Source organism: Streptomyces sp. NPDC032161 (assembly GCF_040636995.1).
In the GTDB taxonomy this organism is placed as follows: Bacteria; Actinomycetota; Actinomycetes; order Streptomycetales; family Streptomycetaceae; genus Streptomyces.
This window is the reverse complement of record NZ_JBEZVN010000003.1, coordinates 53167-72151: the sequence shown is the minus strand read 5'-3', so window position 1 is coordinate 72151 and position 18985 is coordinate 53167. Positions and strand designations below refer to the sequence as shown.

Genomic DNA, 18985 nt, shown 5'->3' with positions numbered 1-18985 from the left:
GGGCGGGCCCCGTGCGGCTCACCCGTACGCCGGGCACTCAGCGGTTCAGAAGGCGGCACAGCCAGCGGAACCGGGTGTGACGGGCATCCCTCGCGATGTCGGTGTGAGGTGCCAGTTGATCGAAGCCGTGGAATCCGCCGGCCCAGACGTGCAGTTCGGCGTCACCGCCCGCTTGCCAGATACGCGTCGCGTACAGGACGTTCTCGTCGCGGAAGGTCTCCGCGGCACCGACGTCGACATAGGCGGGGGGCAGCCCCGAGAGGTCCGCCGCGCGGGCCGCAGCGGCGTACATGGAGAGGTGTGAGCTCCCCCGGGCCTCACCGAGGAGAGAGCTCCAGCCCAGATCGTTGGCGTGCCGATCCCACACTCCGAGGCCCGCCATCTGATGGGCGGAATGGCTGTCGTTACGGTCGTCGAGCATCGGACACATCATCAGCTGGCCTATGAGCACGGGGCCTTGACGATCTCGCGCCATCAGCGCGAGCGCTGCGACAAGACCCCCGCCGGCACTGCCACCCACGATGACAATGCGCTGCGGATCCCCGCCGAGGGCTGCGGCATGGCGGGAGAGCCACATCAGCCCGGCGTAACAGTCCTCGATCGAGGCCGGGTACGGGAACTCCGGCGCCAGTCGGTAGTCGACGGAAACCACGACGAGTTCGAGGGGTTCGGCCCACTCCCGCAGTATCGTCGCCATCCCTGTCCGGCTGGTTCCGCTGATCATGCCTCCGCCGTGCATGTGGTAAATGACCGGTGCGCCTTCGTACAACCCGGCGGGCCGTGCGACGAGCAGTGACACGTCCGGCGCCCCGGCCGGGCCGGGCACCGATCGTTCGTGGATTTCGAACCTGCCCCGGTCGCGCAGCTCGTCGAGTGTCGGGTCCGCTTTCGCGAGGTGTGCGCGCCATCGGGGAATCTCGTCGGCCGATGCGGGCGCGTTCTCGTGCGGGGGCCCCAGTTTTTCCAGGGTGGGGTTCAGTTCCGGAGCGAAGGGCACGGGCGGGATCACGTGCTGACCTCGGTCACGGTGGTTGTTCATACGTCCTCCAGGACTGTGGGCGGATATCACGGGTGCCGGGGCGGGGCATGGACCACCGACGGACCGTTGTGCTGTGCATGATGTGGACGGCCGATGCCGGGACGGAAGCGCGCCTCCGGTCGTCGTACCGATGCCCCGTTCCGCGCTTCAGCCGGTTGCCGTCCGGCGAGACTCCGACCGACCCGGCCGTCCGATCTGCAGCAGTCGGTCCTCGGCGGGACTCATCGGCGGAGGAGCGGCGAGGAGGCCGCCGGTAGGGGCAGAGGCGGCGTAGCGGGCGTGCAGTTGGCCGCAGGCGGCATCGATGGACGAGCCGAGCTGGCGTCGTCTGGTGGCGTGGACGCCACGTTCGCGCAAGCCTGCGACGAACTGACTGACATGTGTCTCCGAGGGCGCCCGGTAGGCGGGATGTGCTCCTAGAGCTTGGTTGTACCGGATGACGCTCACGTGGAAGAGTTCCGGCCGGGATCGCGACGCCACCAGTCGGGCAAGCTGATGCAAATGTTCTTCGGTGTCGTTGACGCCGGCGATCAGCAGATAAGCGAGGTAGATCTTGCGGCGTGCCGTGCCCGCATGCTCATCCAGAATCGCCAGGTTGTCGGTGAGGGGGAATCTCTTCTCCAGTGGAATCAGTTGCGCACGTTCTTCCGTGAACGGTGAATGCACGGAAAGTGTGATCGTGATCTGCGGGTATTCCTTGGTGAGCCTGGAAAGATTGGGCGCGAAGCCCACGGTGGAAACGGTGATGCGGCGTTGCGACATTTCCCCGTAACCGGTTCCCGAAAGCAGGCACAGTGCATCGAAAATGTGCGGGTTGGCCAGTGCCTCGCCCATGCCCATGAACGCCACGCTCTCCGGCAGGGATCTGTTCGGAAGCCGCCAATGCGGATGCATGACCTGCGCGTAGATCTCGTCGGCCGTGAGATTTCTGGCGAGGCCGACGGCGGCCGTGGCGCAGAAAGTACAGCCCAGTCCGCACCCTGCCTGTGACGAGACGCAGAGAGAAGTCCATCCGGCCCTGTAGCGGGAGAGAACAGTCTCGAAACGGGTTCCCGGGTCGGACTCGAAGACGACCTTTTCGACCTGGTCCTCCGACTGGCGGGCGACCGGCACGATGGGAAGCAGACGCGGCCCGAACTTCTCGGTGAGTCCCGCTCTGAGCTCGGCGGGCAACTCGCGAACGGTGTCGAAGGTCTCGGCTTCCGCGCGGCGAAGGGCACTCAGGAACTGCCGGTAGCGGAAATCGGGCGCCCCCAACGATTCGAGATGCTCTCGGATGCGCGCGAGTCGGGTGCCGGGGGGAGGGTTGGCGAGTGCGACGCGGGACCGTCGAGCCCGGTCGCTCGATGTGTTCGCATGGTGCTGGTTCGTCATGAGGTGATGCTCACAATCTTCCACGTGAAATCTCTCCCGGCGGACCGGGCGCGCTGCTGACGAGAAACAGTTCTCGAAAGGAATGGGCACCGTCCGACGCATGACGGGAACACAGGACGGACTGCATATTGCATTCCTCGAACGACGTCAGATGTTCCAGACCGGAGGCATCACGGCTTGAAAAGAACTTCTAAGTCTTTGCAAGGAGTCAGTGCATGCTGTGAACACGCCACGAAGAGAGGCTGATTCGAGAACTCCGGCAGGAGGCAAAAGAGAATGCGAGGCGCGCTGGTCAAAGCCAGAGTATGCACATCCAAGAATGGAGGTGTGCAGCCATGTGCGTAGCCCACATCCTGGCCATTGCGGACCGGAGTCAGTGGCACGGGCCGAAAGCGTCGTCGACGCTCGGCGGCTACGGTCTGTCAACCTCGATAAGCATGCCGGTACTTTACCACGAAAGAAGACTTGGTCCGGTGAATATCCCTGGGGCTCCACGGCCGGGCCCTGCGACGGGCTTCGCGCACTCACGCCCCGGCGCGTGATCAGCTTGTCAAACCGACGAGCTGTCGATCCGGCAAGGGCCCGGCCCGGTGAACGGGGCCGTCCAGAACGGCTCCGACACTGCGCACAAGCCCTCGCGCGGACGTGTGTCCGCCGAGCGGGCCCACAGACCGGAGGCCCCGACCCTGGTTGCTGTTTCGAGGGCAGTTGGTGTGTGCCCATCAGCTCGGTGCCGCGCTGGTCACCGTGACCCTGGATCCGCCCGAAGCCCAGGCCTCGGCCGTGCTGCTCGCTCGGCACGACCGAGTTACCCGCCGAGCGCAGCGTTCTGATGACCGGTGGGGCGAACGATCGGCCGAGACCGCAGCAGCCGCGCTCGCCGATGCCCTCCGTGCCCACGGGGGCGCGTACGCATGAGTCCTGTCCTTCGGACAGGTCGGCGCCGGGCTCACCCCGCAGTCCGCGCGAGCCGTAGTGGCCTGGCTCACCTCCCGGTCGATCACCGTGCCATGCCGTCGACGCGGGGCCTCGGGCCCGGCTTCAAGGGTGTGGCGGGCCCGTAGAATCCTGCAGGTTCGGTTCGACGCCATGACGTCGTCCTCCCCTCGTAGTCGTGCGTCAGCTGTTGTGCAGGATCTCCAGGCGCTGCCGTGCCACGGACAGGTGTCGGTGGTCGAGCGTCGGCAGGGTGCGCAGCAGGCTGATCAGCTCGGGGCCGCACTCGCGGGCCTGCCGCGGGTCTCTGATCTGCGTCCAGCAGTAGTGGGCGCTCTTCACTGCGGCGATGACCTGCGGCGCGTCGGGCGACTGGTGGGCGAGACGGGTCCGGCAGGCAGCGATCCACAAGTGGGTGGCCAGTATCCAATTGCCCTGCATCTTCGAGAGGTCCGCGCGGATCTCGGTCCACTGGGTGGCCTGGGGAGAGGTGACACCGTAGGTGGTCAGGGCATGCTGCTCCCACAGTTGGGCCAGTTGCATCGCCTCGGGATACCGGTGCTGCTCGGCCAGTGCGCGGATGTACGGACGCGGGTCGGTCTCGGGCGGCGCAACCGGCTGCTTGACCGCTGGAACGTGCTGCGTTGCGGGAGTCGAGGCCGCCACGGGGACCGGGTGCGGAGCCCGTACCGGGGCAGCGGGTTCCGCACGCTGCCACTGGTGGTCGACGTCGTCGTGACCGGGCCCGGGCGCCGACGGCGTGGGCGCGGTCGGCTGGGACTGCTGAGGTACGGGCGGCTGTGGCACGAAGCCCGGGCTGAGCGCAGCAGGCTGCGGCGGCGAGCTTTGGAACAGGGAAGGGGAGCAGGGCGAGGGCGGGGCCGGGTGCCGGTCGGGGCCGGGCAAAGCCTCACCCGGCTCCTCCTGCTGCTGGTCGTCCGCGAGCAGCAGCAGGTTCGTCCTTGAATGCCGGGGTTCGGTCTGCGGGGCGCTGATCTCCGGGATGTGCGGGAGGACCAGGGCACCGGGTGGGAGCGCCACGGAGCCGACGGTCTGTGCGTGCAGTCGGGCGTTCGTGGGCCGGTCGGGGGTGAGGCGCAGTTGCTCGACGAACCCCCGGGTGTAGCTGCTCACGCCGTTGCTGCCGGCGCAGCCGGGAGGGGTGATCACCCCGTAGACCTCGGCGGCCGGGGGAGTGGCGAGCGCCCCGGGCTCCTGCAGGTGGGGCCATGCGTGCTTGTCCGCGGCGAGGTCGACCAGGACGGTCGTCAGCCCTGCGGGGCGGTGGCGCAGTTCCGTTCCCAGCCATTCCCAGGGCAGTGCGGTGTAGCGGATGGTGGATGACGTGGTGTGCGTCAGTGCGAGGTAGAGCTGGTGGTCGCGGCGGGCGAGGGTGAGGCGGCCGGAGAGGTAGACGAGCAGCGGTCCCGGCGTGGCGGCGGCGCTGCGCAGTTTCATCAGCAGGGCCTGCTGGTCCTTGACGCCGTCGAGGTACGTGGTGTCGGCGGGCACGTTGCTGGCGAGCAGCACGGGCACGGGCACCATCGACAGGGCTGCGAGGTTGGCGCTGGGCTCGACCTGCACGGCGCGCCGTCGTATGGCGGTGTCACCCGCGATGAGGAGGACGTGCCCGCGCTGTTCCTGGCCCGCCCCGGTGGTGGTTTGCATGTACTGCACCGTACTCATCAACAACGGTGATTCCGGCGGGGTTTCCCATGGCGACAAGCAGATCCTGCTGGAAGGGGCGGCGGCCGCCGGCGCGGTCCCGGTGCCGCCTTCCAGTCGCGCAAGCCACGCATCGGCGCTGCCGGGCCCCACCGCCGAGCCACGGCCTTGACCACCGGCGTCTCTGTGCGCGATCCGCACCTGACGAGCATGAAGTGCTGGGTGCAGATCGCTGTGACGTGAAGGCGGGCAGGTGCGGTTCGTGCGGATCAGTGGGCGCTGCATTCGGTGAGCAGTACATCGTGGGGACGAGTCGGGGTCGGAGGGCGCTGAGCGGCTCAGTCGTGGAGGGTGACATGGGGCAGCGGACGGCCAGTGGCGTCGAACAACGCGGCTCCACAATCGCAGCGCTCGTCGGCCAGGGTCTGGTCCGCCGACAATCCCCAGACCAGCATCTGCGAGCAGCTCGGGCAGTCCAGGCTGACCAGGGTCTCTTCGGGTTCCGAACCCCAGGCCCGCACCGGGAGGCCCTGGTGCATCAACCCGGTCGGCTCACGCTCATCGGTCAGCGCGACCAGTACCTCGTAGGTGTCGGTGCCGTTCTCCCACACCATGAGCGTGCAGCCGAGATCTGCCAGCACACCGGACAGGTGATCGAGCTGACGGACCGGCAAATCACCGCGGCGCAGGGTCGGGTCGGTCTCGGCCGCTTGGTGGACGACTGTGGTGTCGACGTCTGTCGGTTCCGCCCCGAAGGCCCGTACTCGACCAGCCACGAACGCAGCCAGCTGGCCCGGGTAGTCCTCACCGGTCCAGTCCATCGTGAACATCACGCCGTCGACTTGAACCCCCCGGGCCCGTTCGCCGGGGCTCAGGACCAGCTCTTCCAGTTCTGTCACGACGATTACGCTATCAACTGCCGGGCGGCGGACAGTGCCGTTGTCGTGCATGACCAACACCAGCCTCTCCACCTACCTGCGCGACCGCTGAGCCGAGGACTGCGGCCACACAGGCACTACGCCCGACCCGATGACGAGGCGGGACGCCGACGCGGCCGGGGTACGGGAGCGGTCGGCGCCCGTCCCGCTCCCGGTACGGGCGCCGGAGCCCGGAGCGTGACCGGGATCGGGAACGGGAACGGGAACGGGGTCAGGCGTCCCAGGTGGTGCCCGGGGCGGCCACCTGGGCCACGCGCTCCACGCTCAGGTCCTGGCTAGTGCCGGGAGCGGCACTAGGCCGGCGGTCGTACGAGGCTGGCCAGTGCCTCGATCAGGAGGCCGGGTTCGAGCGACGGGTCGAGCGCTCGCTGGAGCAGATATCCGTCGATGGCCGCGGTGATGGTGACTGCGGCCGCCGCAGGAGCGGCTGCGCCCTGTTCGGTGAGCCATTCGAGCAGCCGGGTCCGCAGTTCGGCGAGAGAACCGGCGATCTCCTCCCGCAACTGGTCATCCCGGCCGGCGGCGACGAGCGACTCGAAGAGGAGCAGCAGCTCCGGGTCTCGTGGGCCGCTGGCGGACAGGCTGTTCAGCAGGTTGCCGATGGCCGTTCGCGGATCCGTCTCCAGCAGGGCTTCATGGGCAGGGCCCTCGAAGAACGCCCGGATCCTCCGGATGGCGGCGATACGCCGGAGTTCGGCGATGCTGTTGACGTGATAGTGGACGACGCCGAGGTTCACGCCGGCGCGGTCCGCCACCCGGCGGCTGCTCACGTTGTCCCACCCGAGCTCAGGGATCAGGGAGGCCGCGGCGTCGATGAGCTTCTCGCGTGTCTCCGCCGGGCGGGACACACGCCGGTCGTCGGCGTTCACAGCCGCATCCCCTGGATGCCGATCACCACGATCACCCCGGCCGAAGCCAGCGCGATCGCCTCCAGTACGAGCAGCTGAACCGGAATGGGATCCGGCACAACGGGGAAGACCTCGCCGAGGTCGGCCGCGAAGACCGCGATGTAGAGCAGGCCCAGTACCAGTGCCGCCACGAACGCCCAGCCCTGGTTGGCCAACGCGAAACCGGCCACGACAAAGCTGGCCAGCCCGAGCGTGGTCAGGAACACGTTGAAACAGTTGTACTGCCACCGGGGCAACGGCGCGAAGTCACGCGTGTCGATCAGTTTGCCCGGGACCATCGGAATCAGTAGAAGGGCCTCCCATACCAGCAGTGCCGCAATCAGCGTCGCCAAAGAGGAATGGCTCATCGTGCTGTTCACCTCCAGCTAGTGCCGTGACCGGCACTCGTTTCATCCACCTGTTTGGACGGTAGTCCAGGACGGTCGTCCAAACAAACCGGCGGGCGAGTCGGCAAGGGAGGGGTGGGCGTTGCTGTGCGCGCAGAGCGGCCGGAGCGGGAGTGCGGCCGCCTTCGATACGGGGACCGCCGTGCAGTGGATCGATCGCGTGTGCACGTGCGCCCCGCAACCGCCCGCCGTGTGCCCTCGCTCCGCATCCGCTGACCGGGCGATACCGCACACCGCCACCCACGCGTGGGTGGAGGACGTCGACCATGCCCTCGGCCTGGCCGCTGCCGGAGCCGATGCTCGCCACCCCCACATCGGAGCCCCTCGCCCCGGGCACCCACGGACGGCTCCCCGGGGGAACCCTCATTCCGCGCCGCGGGGCCCGGCTGTCGGGTCAGAGCCGTCCTTTCACCCGAACCGCCCCGCACAACGGACCCATGTCCGTGGAATACCTGAGGCGTTCACATGTGGACCGTCCGTGAGACGGACCCGCCGACCAGGAAGGACACGAAAATGACCGACAACAAGAGCTACGACGAAGGCGGCACGATCATCCGCGGCGAGGACGGGTCGCTCTATTTCCTGCGCGACGAGATGCTGGATGCCTGCAAGGTGACGGAGCCCGATATGGCGCAGTTCTGTACGAATCTGCTCGACGCGGTGCAGGTGGCCGGCGGCGAGGAGATCACGGGCAACGGCTTCCGGATGGGCACGGGCAAGGCGGCCCAGGCGCAGTCGTTCGTGGGCCCCTTCCAGCGGGCCGACCTGGCCGAGGACGTGAACTGGAAGGCCTCGGGGACGGTCATGTGCCCGGGCACGATGGGCCTGGCCAAGTTCAGGGTCAACCCGAGCACGGTCTCGCGCTGACCGGGCCACCGCTCCCACCGTCCTGCCCCTGTCGTTCGGCCCCTGGAGACCGCCCTCGTGCACGCAGTACTCCTGTTCCCGCCAGCAGCCGACCCCCGCAGCCCGCACCTGGCCCTTCCGTCCCTCACGTCCCGCCTGCGCCGCAATGGCGTCGAGGTGACCCAGCGGGACCTCGATGTGGAGGCGGTCGACACGCTGCTGCGCCCCGCCGCGCTGGAGCGAGCGGCCGGGGTCTGTCGCGACCGCCGGTCCCGACGGGTCCCGGCCGACGAGCGGGACCGGCTCGACCGGGTCCTGGCCATGGCCGAACGGACGCTGGAACTCGCCCCGGGAGCCGCCGACACGCTGCGCGACCCTGTGGCCTTCTATCATCCGCTGGCCCTCGTCGAAGCACGTGAGGCGCTGTCCCACGGACTGCGCATGGTGGGGGCCGCCCACGCTGTGGACTGGGACATCGCGCCTGTGACCTACGCGGTCGACGCCATCGACCCGGCCCGGCTGCCGGACCTGGACCGCGCGACCGCCGACCCTGCGGTCAACGTCTTCGAGGACCACTGGTCGCACGGGATCCTCGCCGAGCTGGAAGCCGTCCGTCCGGACCTGGTCGGCATCTCCATCCTCAACCACCAGCAGGTGATTCCAGGTCTGACGCTCGCGCGGCGGTGCAAGAGCGCGGGCCACACCGTCGTGATCGGCGGCACCGTCTACGCGAAGTTCGCGTCGGCGCTCCTGCAGCGGCCCCGTTTCTTCACGCTGTTCTGCGACGCGCTGGTGCCATACGAAGGGGAGACCGCCCTGCTGGGCGTCCTGGAACGCCTCGCGGACGGCCGGGACCTGGCCGGCGTGCCGAACACCGTCGCGCTCGACGCGTCCGGGGCCCCGGTGGCGGGGCGGGTGGTGGCCGAGGACGTGCCGGCCCTGCCGACCCCCGACTTCGAAGGCCTTCCCCTGGACCGCTATCTCACCCCTGTCCCGGTCCTGCCCATCCTCACCGGCAAGGGCTGCTACTTCAACAAGTGCCGGTTCTGCGACATCCCGCACATCAACCGGGTCGCCCCGCGGCCCTACCGCACGCGCCCCCCGGCCGTCGTGGCCGAGGACATCGCCCGGCTGACGGAACGCCACGGCTGTCGGCACTACGAGATCACCGACGAGGCGCTGTCCCCCCGCTTCCTCCTCAGACTGGGCGAGGCCCTGGCCGAACGGGACCTGGACGTGTCGCTGGTCGGCTACGCCCGGCTGGAGCCCGGCTTCGACGCCGCCACGTGCGAACGCCTGGCCGCCATGGGGGTGCGCAAGCTGTTCTTCGGCCTGGAGTCGGGCTCCCAGCGCATGCTCGACCACATGGACAAGGGCGTCCGCCTGCCTGTCGCCTCGCAGGTCCTGCGCGCGGTGCACGAGGCCGGGATCTGCCTGCACCTGTTCAGCATGGTGGGGTTCCCCCAGGAGACCGAGCAGGACGCACAGCGGACGCTGTCCTTCCTTCTCGATCACGCCGACGTGCTCGCCGACCCCCGGCACAGCTTCGACGTGCACGGCTTCAGCCTCGACCTGCGGACCGACTACTTCGAACAGGCGGACCGCTTCGGCATCGAGATGGACGCGGAGGAACTGGCCGGTGCCGACTTCCCGCTGTCGGTGCGGTCGTGGACATCGGCCGGGGGGCTGTCCACGCAACGGGCACAGCAGCTCATCGCCGACTTCCAGGCCGTCCTGCGGGCCCGTTTCCCAGTGCACCGGCAGTTCCCCGCGCACCTGTGGCCGAGTTTCGAGGAGTACGCCATGTTGTACGCCGAGCGATACGGAACCGACCGGTTCCCCTGGCAGCTGTGCCTGCCGCCACCCGGGGATCCGCTGCTGTTCCGGCTGGAGTGGCCGCGCAGCACGCGCTTCCGGCCCACCGGCGAGGGCTTCGTCGCCGAGTCGTTCACGGGACGGGTGCGCACGCCGCGGCAGTTGCTGCAGTTGCTCGCCCGCCCCGCCGAACCCTGCCGGGTCGACGACCTGCTGGGCGCGCTCGCCTCCCAGGTCGCTCCGGGCGGCGACCGCGACACCCACGACCGGGCGGTGATCGCCAAGGAACTGCGCGGCATGATCGACGAGATGCTGGCCGCCGGCGTGCTGTGGCTGGTGCCGGCCGCCGGCACCCGGATCGGAGCCGCCGCGTGAGCGACGCCAACGCCGCCCTGCGGGACCTGCTCGCCGCGGGCTCGGCCCCCGTCCCCAAGCTCTTCAAGGGTGGGACCCACCGCTGTGTCCCCCCGGACGACACCGTCCGCCGCGTGAGCCCCCTCTTCGACATGATGGGCATCACGCGCGTGGCGGACGTCACCGGACTCGACCACATCGGCATCCCGGTCGTCGTGGTCAGTCGGCCCAACTCCCGTTCGCTGTCGGTCTCGCAGGGCAAGGGCGTCGACCTGCCCGCCGCGCGGGCCTCCGCCGTCATGGAGTCCGTCGAGGCCTGGCACGCCGAGCGGATCGCCGCACCCGTGAAGCTGGCCACGTACGAGGAACTGCGCTGGAGCCACACCCTGGCCGATGTCACCGCGCTGCCCGCCGACGCCGGCTCGGGGTTCCATCCGCATCTGGACCTGCTGTGGACGGAGAGCTGGGACCTGCTCGGACAGACCCCGACCTGGGTGCCGTACGAACTGGTCCACACCCGCTTCACGCTGCCCCGGCCCACCGGCGCCGGCTGCTTCCTGGCCTCGTCCAACGGCCTGGCCTCGGGCAACCATGTGATCGAGGCAGTGATCCACGGCATCTGCGAGGTGGTCGAGCGCGACGCCACCACCCTGTGGCACCTGCTGGACCCGGACGCGGCCGCCGCCACCCGCGTCGACCTGGCGACCGTGAGGAACCCGGACGCACGGACCGTGCTGGACCTGTACGAGCGGGCCGGTGTGGACGTGGCGGTGTGGGAGACGACGACCGCCGACATCGGTGTGCCCTCCTTCTTCTGCGTCATCACCGAGGGCGACGACCCCTTCCGCCGTATGCACTCGGCAGCGGGCATGGGCTGTCATCCGGTGCGCACGGTGGCCCTGCTGCGGGCGCTGACCGAGGCGGCGCAGAGCCGGCTCACCGTCACCGCCGGGTCCAGGGAGGACGTGGCCCGCGACGACTACGACCGGGTGCGCAACCCCGATGTGCTGGCCCGGGAGCGGGCGCTGCTGCGGGGGACGCCCGCCCGGTCCTTCGACTCCGGTCCAGGCTTCGACGCCGACACCTTCGACGCGGACCTGGCCTGGCTGCTGGAACGGCTCAAGAACGCCGGCATCACTCAGGTCCTCGCCGTCGACCTGACCCTGCCACATCTGCGCATCCCGGTCGTGCGGGTGGTGATTCCCGGGCTGGAGTCGGCGAGCATGCTGGACGGCTGGGTGCCCGGGCCACGGGCCCGGGCACTGCGCGGCGGCGTCGCCGGCCCGCCTCCCGTCGCCTCCGACCACGCCTGCGACAGCGAAGGGGGCGCCCGATGAGCGGGCTGAGGGGCGCCGTCTGCGTCTTCGTAGGGCCCACACTGCCGGCCGGGACCGTCACCGACACCCTCCCGGACGCCGTCGTCCTGCCGCCCGCCGCGCAGGGGGACGTGTACCGCGCGGCCAGGGAACGGCCGCGGGCCCTGGCCGTCGTGGACGGCTACTTCGAGCGGGTGCCCTCGGTGTGGCACAAGGAGGTCCTCTGGGCCCTGCACGAGGGCATCCCCGTCTACGGCGCCTCCAGCATGGGAGCGCTGCGGGCCGCGGAGCTGCGGGCCTTCGGCATGGTCGGGGTCGGCTGGATCTTCGAGCAATTCGCCGCCGGCACGCTCACCGACGACGACGAGGTCGCGGTGGCGCACACCGAGCAGGCTCTCGGCTACCGGGCGGCGTCCGAGGCGATGGTCAACATCCGCCGCACCCTGGAGGCGGCGGCAGGCGAAGGAGTCATCGGCGACGACGACGCCGACACCCTCACAGCGCTCGCCAAACGGCGCTTCTACCCCGAGCGCTCCTGGTCCGCCCTCCTCGGAGAGGCGAGCGCGCGGGGCCTCGCCGACAGCGCCGCCGCTCTGCGCGCCTGGCTTCCGCACGGCCGGGTGGACCAGAAGCGGCAGGACGCCCTGGCACTGCTGGACCTGCTGCGCACCGATCCGCCGGAACCCGTCAGCGTCCCCTGGACCTTCCAGCACACCCTTTGGTGGGACGACCTCGTACGGAGCGCCGGCCCGGCCCCCGCCACCGGCGACCACGGCGCGCTCACGATGCACCTGATCCTGGAGGAACTGCTCCTGGAGCCGGAGGACTTCACCGACGTCTACCGCGGGGCCCTCATCCGCACCCTCGCCTCCGCCGAGGCGGAACGCTGCGCGGTGCGGCCCGACGCCACGGCAGTACGCGAGCGCGCCAACGACCTGTGCACCGCCCTCGGCCTGACCGACCAGGCGGCCTTCGACGCCTGGCTGGCGCACAACCACCTCGACCTGGACGGATTCAACGCCATGGCCAGGACCGACGCGGCGGCCGCACTGGTCGCCACGCGTGCCGGGGCCGACGTCCTCGCCCACCTGCCCGATCAGCTCCGGGCCACCGGCCGCTTCGGCCGGCTGGCGGCGCGGGCCGAGGACAAGCAGCGCACGCTCGCCGCCGCCGGCCTGGAGAACCCCTCGGCCGAAGCAGCCGGAGGCGGCACGCGCGAGCTGTACCAGGAGTGGTTCGACCGCCATGGCATCCCCGTCCCGCCCCAAGTCGACCGATGGGCCAAGGCCGCCGGCTACCGCGACGAGGACGCCTTCCGGCGGGTGCTGGCCCGCGAAGCGGCGTACCGGAGTCTGAAGGAGAACGTATGACGCGGACGTGGCTGCGTGCCGATGTGAGCATCAACGTCACCTACGAGGACCGGACACGCTTCGGCAGCCCGGTCACGGCGAATCCGGAACTCGCGGCGCGTCGGCTGTACGCGCCCCTCGCCGAGCACGCCGAAGCCCACGGCCACGCCTCGCTGGTCGCGGCGGCCCCTGGGCTGCTGGCCGAGGTGGTGCGGGGGCAGGCGTTCCGGGCGGTCGCCGACGTGGCGGCCGACGGCGGCTGGTACCTGCACGAGGACGTCCGCCACCCCGACCCTGCGCTGGCCCGGCCGCGCCTGCTCACGCTGGGCCGCGAGGACCTGCCGTACGGCGAGGCACTCGTCCGGCTCCGCCTGCCGGACAGCCACTGGGCGCCGGCCCACGCGCTGATCGCGGACCTGAGCAACGGCGGCCTGACCGAGGCGGCCGCCCGGGAGCTGCATCCCGACCTGCGCACCCTGCTGACCGGCCTGCGCGAACAGGGCCTGCTCGCCCCGGCGCCACCCGGCCGCCGCGCCCCGGAACTGGAGGAGGCCGACGTCACCTTCTGCGGCCACAACACCGTCCTGGTGCAGGGACGCCGGGCCCGGGTGGCGGTGGATCCCTGGCTCCCCGCGCGCCGCGCCGTCTACCCGGAGACCTATCAGCCGATGCAGCCTGCCGACCTCGGCCGGCTCGACGCGGTCCTGCTGACGCACAGTCACCCGGACCACTTCGACCCCGCGTCGCTGCTCCGGCTGCCACCGGACACACCCGTCGTCGTCCCGGTGGTCGAACGGGAGAGCATCCTGACCGCCGACCTGGCCCTGCGCCTGACCGAGCTCGGCTTCACCACGGTCGTACCGCTCGCCTGGCACACGTCCTGGCAGGTCGGCGACATCACGGTGACCGCCCTGCCCTTCTACGGGGAACAGCCCACCGACGCCAAGCGGCTGCACCCGGAGGTCACCAACGTCGGCAACACCTATCTGGTCGAAACCCCGCGCTCCCGCTCCGTCTTCCTGGCCGACGCGGGGCGCGACGACCGCGGGGACATGCGCGATGTGGCCCTGGAGGCGCGCGCCCGGCTGGGCGATCCCGACCTGGTCTTCGCCGGCTACCGCGGCTGGCGCATGTACCCGGTCCAGTTGCTGTTCTCCTCCATCGCCCGCTATCTGCCCTTCGTGCCTCCGGAACTGTGGGCCTGCCGCATGCAGCTGATGACCGACGCGGACGGTGCGCTGGACCTGGCCGAGCGCTGGGGCGCGCGGGCCGTCGTGCCGTACGCCGACGGCGGAGCGCCGTGGCACTGGAACCTGGGTCTGGGGCCGCGGCTGGACGGGCACGGCGAGGAGATCGCGGGAATCGACCCGTTCCCCGAGTGCGTGGCGCGGACAGCGCGGTGCCGCTCGTCGCTGCTCGACGGTCAGGTGAGCTCCACCGGCGTGGAGGTGTGCCTTCTGCGCCCCGGCGACTCCCTGGCGCAGGTGCGCGGCCGGCGCCGACTGGTACGGGTGCCCGGCCACAGCTGGCCCTGGCAGGAGGGGACACCGGAGCCGGCGGATGTCCACTGACCGCGGACGGGCCGGGACATGGACGTGAGGGTGATCGGCGCGCCGGTCCTGCGAGTCGCGGCCTGGCCGATCGACCTGCTCGAATCCTTCGCCGCCGACGCTCTCGCCCGCCGCGCCGACCAACTCCTCGCACTGCGCGAGGCGATCACCGCCCGCAGCGGTGAGCTCACCGACGCCCTGTTCCCGGTGGTGCCCGCTCTGCCCCGGCGCGAACGCCGCGCCGTGCTGGCCCTGCGCCGCGCCCTGCACGCCGGCCCGGAGCCGGTACGGTGCGACGCGTCGGTGGCGACGCTCCTGGACGCCCACGGCGACGTGGGCCGGCGGATCCGGGACGACCTGGAACAGCGGCGACGCCTGGCCGCCCTGACCGAGGAGTTCGCCACCGCCTGGGCGGCCGAGGACGGCCGGCAGCGCGCCCTGCTGCGGCGGATCGCCCGCTCCGACAGGTTCCGTACCGCCCTGGCGGTGGGCAACCCCGCCGTCCACGACGCCTTGGAACGGTCGCGGCGCGACGACGGTGCCCCGGCCAGACGCAGACGGCTGGAGCACACCCTCTGGCGGCTTCTGAGCCGGGCCTGCGCCCGCCCGACACCGCAGGGCCTGTGGTCCGGCGTGGTCCACCCGCACCGCGCGGAACGCCCGGAAAAGGTCCGTTACGAGGTCGGGGTACGCCTGGCCCCCTTCCGCGCCGCCGCCGAGACACTCGCCCACCGGGACCCCCTGCGGGGCCGGCTGCGCCGCGACCCGAGCGTCCACCGCGAGGGGGACGCCTGGTGGTGGCTGTCGTTCGGGCCGGACGGCCCGGTGTGGAGCCGCGTCGGGGGACAGCCGCTGATGGACGCCGTCCTGACCGCCTGCGACGGCGGCCGGAGCGTCGACCCCGGGGATCTGCTCGCGGCCCTGGCCGGGGACGACACCGCGGCGCGGCCGGCGCTCGAACGTGTCCTGCGGGTCCTGGTGGCGCGCGGGCTCCTCCAGCCGTGCGCGGGACTCCCCGGCACCGCCGAGGACGTGTGGCAGGCCCTGGAGGCCGTCACCCCCGGACTCGGGGCCGGAGACGCGGAGATGTGGGCGCTGTCGGTGAAGCGGATCCGGGCGCTGTGCGAGGAGTTGGCGCTCGGCCTGGCCGAGTGGTCCCCGCGGCGGGTGCGGGAGCAGGTGCGGGCCTGTGACAAGGAGGCAGCAAGGCTGTTCGCGTTCGCGGACGTCCCCGCGCCGGAGGACACGGTCGTCACCGTCGACTGGGAGCCGGGATCCGCGTTCCGCCTCTCCTGGACGGCCGCCGACGACCGCGCCGCCGAGGAGACGATTGCCGAGGCGCTGGCGAACGCGGAGGCCGACGCGACCGCCGAACGGTACCGGCACGCGTCGGTCGGGGAACTGGCCGAGGCGCTCGCGGGCCTGCCACCCGTACCGCTCGGGGAAGCGATGCGCCGCTGGGACGCCGTACAGGCCGCACGGCACCACCCCGGCGGGCGGCCCGCCACCGCGGACAGCCCGGACACCCGGCCCGGCATCCTCGACCTGCGGTTCGGCCCGCGGCCGTTCACCGCCCTGGGGGTGCAGGAGGACTGCGATCTGTGGGAGGAACGCCTGCTCGCCGACCGGCGAAGCCCCGTCCACACACTCGCCGCGATGGCCCGCCCGACAGGCGGCGGGCAGGGCGCGGCCGTGCTCACCGCGGACGGCAGGGGGCACCTGGCCTTCCTGTGGGGACGCCCCCAGCCCGCCGTCTTCCACGCCCGGCACCGGCCGGGAGCGGCGGACCGGGCGGCGTTCCGCGCGGCCCTGCTCGGCCGGGCGGTGGAGGTCGTCGGCCGCGACTGCGCAGAGCCGGGCACGGCCGTCCGCCCCGACCTGACCGGCGCGCGGCTCGACCTGACGGCCGCCGGGCAGGCCTCGGCCGACCGGTGGCTGCTCACGGTGGACCACGACGGCCGCGTCTGGTGCGTGGACGCCCGGGAGCCCGCCCGGCGCCTGATGCCGGTCTACAACGCGGCGGCCGAGACGGGCCATCGGGATCCGCTCAGCCATCTGCTGTGGACGGCCGCCATGAGCCACGGCTGGGAATGGCTGTCGCTGGGGCTGCCGGCACTGCCGGCCGAACGCGAGGTCTGGCGGCACCACCCCGAGGTCAGGACACACGGCGGCATCCGCATCGGCACCCGCCGCTGGACCGTCCCCCCGGCGGCGGTGGCCGGGCTGGTCCGCCTCTGCGGTCCGGCCCGCTACCTCGCCTGGAGACAGGCGGTACGGGACATGGGGCTGCCCGCCCTGGTGCAGGTCCGCCCGGAGCACCCCGCCGCCACCCCCTTGGCCGTGCCGCCGTCGAGCCCCCTGGCCCTGGACGCACTCGTCCCCCTGGTGTCCCGGGCGGACCCCGGACCGCTGGTCATCACCCCCGTGTCCGGCCGGAAGGACCCCCGGCGCCGACTGGTCGACGGCGAGCGACGCGAACACCTGTGGGAGGCCGCCGTGGCATGGAGTACGTCCGACGCGCCCGCCGGGCACCGCCCCGGCGCGGACAAGCGGCCCGTGCTCGATCCGTACATCGCGCTGTGCGGGCCGGAGAGCCTGCGGGCCACGGGCGAACCCTGGGTGCAGTGCGACTGCGACCTGCCGGCCGACCGGGCCGAGTGGTCCCGGCTGCGGGAGGGAGTCGCGCGGTGGCGGGACGAAGGGCTCGTCTCCCGGTGGTGGTACCTGCACAAGCCTCCGGGGATCCGGCTGCGGCTGGAGTCCCCGGACCCCGGCTCGCTGCGCCGCGCGATGGCGGACGCGACGCCGCCCGCCCGGCTCCCGGGGCTGCGGACGACCGGCGTGTACGAACCCGAGACGTATCGTTTCGGCGGACCGGCCGGCCTCGATCTGGCACACACCCACTGCGCGGCCGACAGCCGCCTCGCCTTGTCGTGGAACACCTGCCCGGACGGCGGAGAGACCTCGCTCGTCCCCTTGGTGGGCCTGGTCACCGCGCAGACGCTGCTGTCCAGGATCGCCGAGGACGCGGACGAGCTCCGGGACCTCTGGCTGCGACTCGACCACGCCCTGCGCACGGCCCTCGGCCCTCACGTCGCACCCGACGGTCCGCCGTACGTGGACCCCGCCGTGGCGGAATCGCTCCTGGCGGGGCGGGTGCCGGTCACCGGAGACGCGGTGGCCGACACCCACCTGGTCCGTGCCAGGCGGTGGGCGGCACGCACGGGCGACGCCGCCACCCTGCTCCGGCGTGCTCAGGGCTTCCCCGTACGGGCCTGGGCGACGGCGCTGGTGCTCTTCCACTGGAACCGGTGGGCGCTCACGCCCGAGCGTCTCCTTCCGGTGGTGCGGGCCGGACTGTCCCCGTACGAGGACTCCGCCTGCCGCCAGGAGTACGGCTCACAGGTGCGAGGGAGCGGGACCGAGTGACGCTCTCCCGTCCCCGGCAGGCCCGGCGCGACTGGCCCGGCCGGTCCCACTGGCACGCCTGGAGGGTCCGGTGCGCGTCGGCGTCCGCGAGGGGGCGGCTGCTGGCCCTGGTCGGCGGTGCGGCGCGAACCCCGTGGTTCTGGGCCGACCTACTCGACGGGGGCGCCTCGATGGAGTTCGCCGTCCCCGTCGCCGAACCCCTCGACGCCCAACTGGACTGGGTCACCGGCGCCCTGCGGCGCGGGCTCGTCACCGCCGCGCAGCCCCGCTCCTGTGCGGCGGTGTGCAGCCCGGGCCTGTTCCCCCACGGCCGCCCGCCTTTCGTCTGGGGCGATCTGCTGGCGGCGACCAGCGACCGTGCGCACGGTGTCCTGACGTCCGGCTCCGGTGACCCGAGCGGGTACGTGCCTCAGGACATGATCGCCGACGAAGTGACGAGCCTGTACTCCTGGCTGGTTCCGGAGCGTCATCGGCCCGCCGCGGCCCATTGGCACCTGGCCTGGCTCGAAGCCACTGCCGGCCACCGTGCTTCCGGCGCTCCCCCGCCCACACCGCCGCCCGCCGCTTCGGCCTTCCCCCGGCTTCCCGGCCCCATTCTGCCCACCGGCCTCGCGGTGAGCCTGCACACCTGGTCCTCCTGCGTCGCCCGTATGGCAGGCGTCCCGGTCGAGGAGGTGTGGACGCCGGTGGTCGCCAGGCTCTGCCACATCCAGGCCGTCCGCCTCGGCGGTACGGACGCGGGGCGCCGCGCGGAGACGGCAGCTCTGCTCGCGTTTCCGCGGAGATGACGCCGACGGGGCCGGGAGGCCGACCACCGCGCACAGGCCGTCGACGCCGTTCCCCTACTCGATGCCTGCGCAGCCATGATCCGGGACTTCCCGGCCACCGGAGGCTGAGCGGGACTCCTCACTCAGCCTCCGGCCGGGAGCCGAAAAGACGCCGGTCCGCCTCTCACACGGATTCCCGGCTGACGGGATCCGGTTGGACACGGCCTGTGGTTCATCGGGTTCCGTGCGGCGCGGTCCGCGCCTTCGCCGTCAGCCGGTTGGACCGGCAAAGGTGGCGGAGCGCCCGTGCCCG

Annotated in this window: 14 protein-coding genes; 8 read left to right on the top strand and 6 right to left on the bottom strand. The window is 71.6% G+C overall.

What is annotated here, in order from left to right; genetic code table 11:
- Positions 1 to 37: 37 nt before the first annotated feature.
- The 3 genes from AB0E67_RS10680 to AB0E67_RS10670 all read right to left on the bottom strand — a co-directional run bounded on the left by AB0E67_RS10680 (position 38) and on the right by AB0E67_RS10670 (position 5017).
- On the bottom strand, positions 38 to 1039 hold the full coding sequence (locus tag AB0E67_RS10680; protein ID WP_362023812.1) for an alpha/beta hydrolase: 1002 nt from the start codon (positions 1037 to 1039) through the stop codon (positions 38 to 40).
- A gap of 147 nt (positions 1040 to 1186) precedes the next feature.
- Positions 1187 to 2413, bottom strand: coding sequence for a radical SAM protein (locus AB0E67_RS10675; protein ID WP_362023809.1), 1227 nt, complete (start codon positions 2411 to 2413; stop codon positions 1187 to 1189).
- Positions 2414 to 3532: 1119 nt separating this feature from the next.
- A complete protein-coding gene (locus tag AB0E67_RS10670; RefSeq protein WP_362023806.1) occupies positions 3533 to 5017 on the bottom strand; it encodes a hypothetical protein in 1485 nt (494 codons plus the stop codon).
- Here AB0E67_RS10670 and AB0E67_RS10665 point away from each other — a divergent pair.
- Complete coding sequence (locus AB0E67_RS10665; RefSeq protein ID WP_362023804.1) at positions 5016 to 5186, top strand: hypothetical protein; 171 nt, start codon at positions 5016 to 5018, stop codon at positions 5184 to 5186. The genes AB0E67_RS10670 and AB0E67_RS10665 overlap by 2 nt on opposite strands.
- 166 nt (positions 5187 to 5352) lie before the next feature.
- Here AB0E67_RS10665 and AB0E67_RS10660 read toward each other — a convergent pair whose 3' ends face one another.
- The 3 genes from AB0E67_RS10660 to AB0E67_RS10650 form a co-directional block, all read right to left on the bottom strand.
- Entirely contained in the window at positions 5353 to 5964 is a 612-nt protein-coding gene (locus tag AB0E67_RS10660; RefSeq protein ID WP_362024625.1) for a hypothetical protein, read from the bottom strand.
- Between the two features lie 281 nt (positions 5965 to 6245).
- Entirely contained in the window at positions 6246 to 6821 is a 576-nt protein-coding gene (locus AB0E67_RS10655) for a TetR/AcrR family transcriptional regulator (RefSeq protein ID WP_362023801.1), read from the bottom strand.
- Entirely contained in the window at positions 6818 to 7207 is a 390-nt protein-coding gene (locus AB0E67_RS10650) for a hypothetical protein (RefSeq protein ID WP_362023798.1), read from the bottom strand. Before AB0E67_RS10650 ends, AB0E67_RS10655 begins: the two co-directional genes overlap by 4 nt.
- Positions 7208 to 7759: 552 nt before the next feature.
- Between AB0E67_RS10650 and AB0E67_RS10645 the strand changes: the two genes are divergently transcribed.
- The 7 genes from AB0E67_RS10645 to AB0E67_RS10615 are packed head-to-tail and all read left to right on the top strand — an operon-like array spanning position 7760 to position 18693.
- Positions 7760 to 8113 carry a hypothetical protein gene (locus tag AB0E67_RS10645; protein ID WP_362023795.1) on the top strand — a complete coding sequence of 118 codons (354 nt, stop codon included), beginning with the start codon at positions 7760 to 7762 and terminating at the stop codon, positions 8111 to 8113.
- A gap of 57 nt (positions 8114 to 8170) precedes the next feature.
- Positions 8171 to 10282: a radical SAM protein gene (locus AB0E67_RS10640; protein ID WP_362023792.1), complete on the top strand. Its 2112-nt coding sequence runs from the start codon at positions 8171 to 8173 to the stop codon at positions 10280 to 10282.
- Positions 10279 to 11598, top strand: a complete 1320-nt coding sequence (locus AB0E67_RS10635; protein WP_362023789.1) for a YcaO-like family protein — start codon at positions 10279 to 10281, stop codon at positions 11596 to 11598. Before AB0E67_RS10640 ends, AB0E67_RS10635 begins: the two co-directional genes overlap by 4 nt.
- The gene (locus AB0E67_RS10630; protein WP_362023786.1) at positions 11595 to 12947 is read left to right on the top strand and encodes a TfuA-like protein; all 1353 of its coding nucleotides are present in this window, start codon (positions 11595 to 11597) and stop codon (positions 12945 to 12947) included. The genes AB0E67_RS10635 and AB0E67_RS10630 overlap by 4 nt, the downstream gene beginning before the upstream one ends.
- On the top strand, positions 12944 to 14497 hold the full coding sequence (locus AB0E67_RS10625) for an MBL fold metallo-hydrolase (RefSeq protein WP_362023783.1): 1554 nt from the start codon (positions 12944 to 12946) through the stop codon (positions 14495 to 14497). The genes AB0E67_RS10630 and AB0E67_RS10625 overlap by 4 nt, the downstream gene beginning before the upstream one ends.
- An 18-nt stretch (positions 14498 to 14515) precedes the next feature.
- A complete protein-coding gene (locus AB0E67_RS10620) occupies positions 14516 to 17905 on the top strand; it encodes a thiopeptide-type bacteriocin biosynthesis protein (protein ID WP_362023780.1) in 3390 nt (1129 codons plus the stop codon).
- Positions 17902 to 18693: a hypothetical protein gene (locus AB0E67_RS10615; RefSeq protein WP_362023777.1), complete on the top strand. Its 792-nt coding sequence runs from the start codon at positions 17902 to 17904 to the stop codon at positions 18691 to 18693. Before AB0E67_RS10620 ends, AB0E67_RS10615 begins: the two co-directional genes overlap by 4 nt.
- The last annotated feature ends 292 nt before the right edge of the window (positions 18694 to 18985 follow it).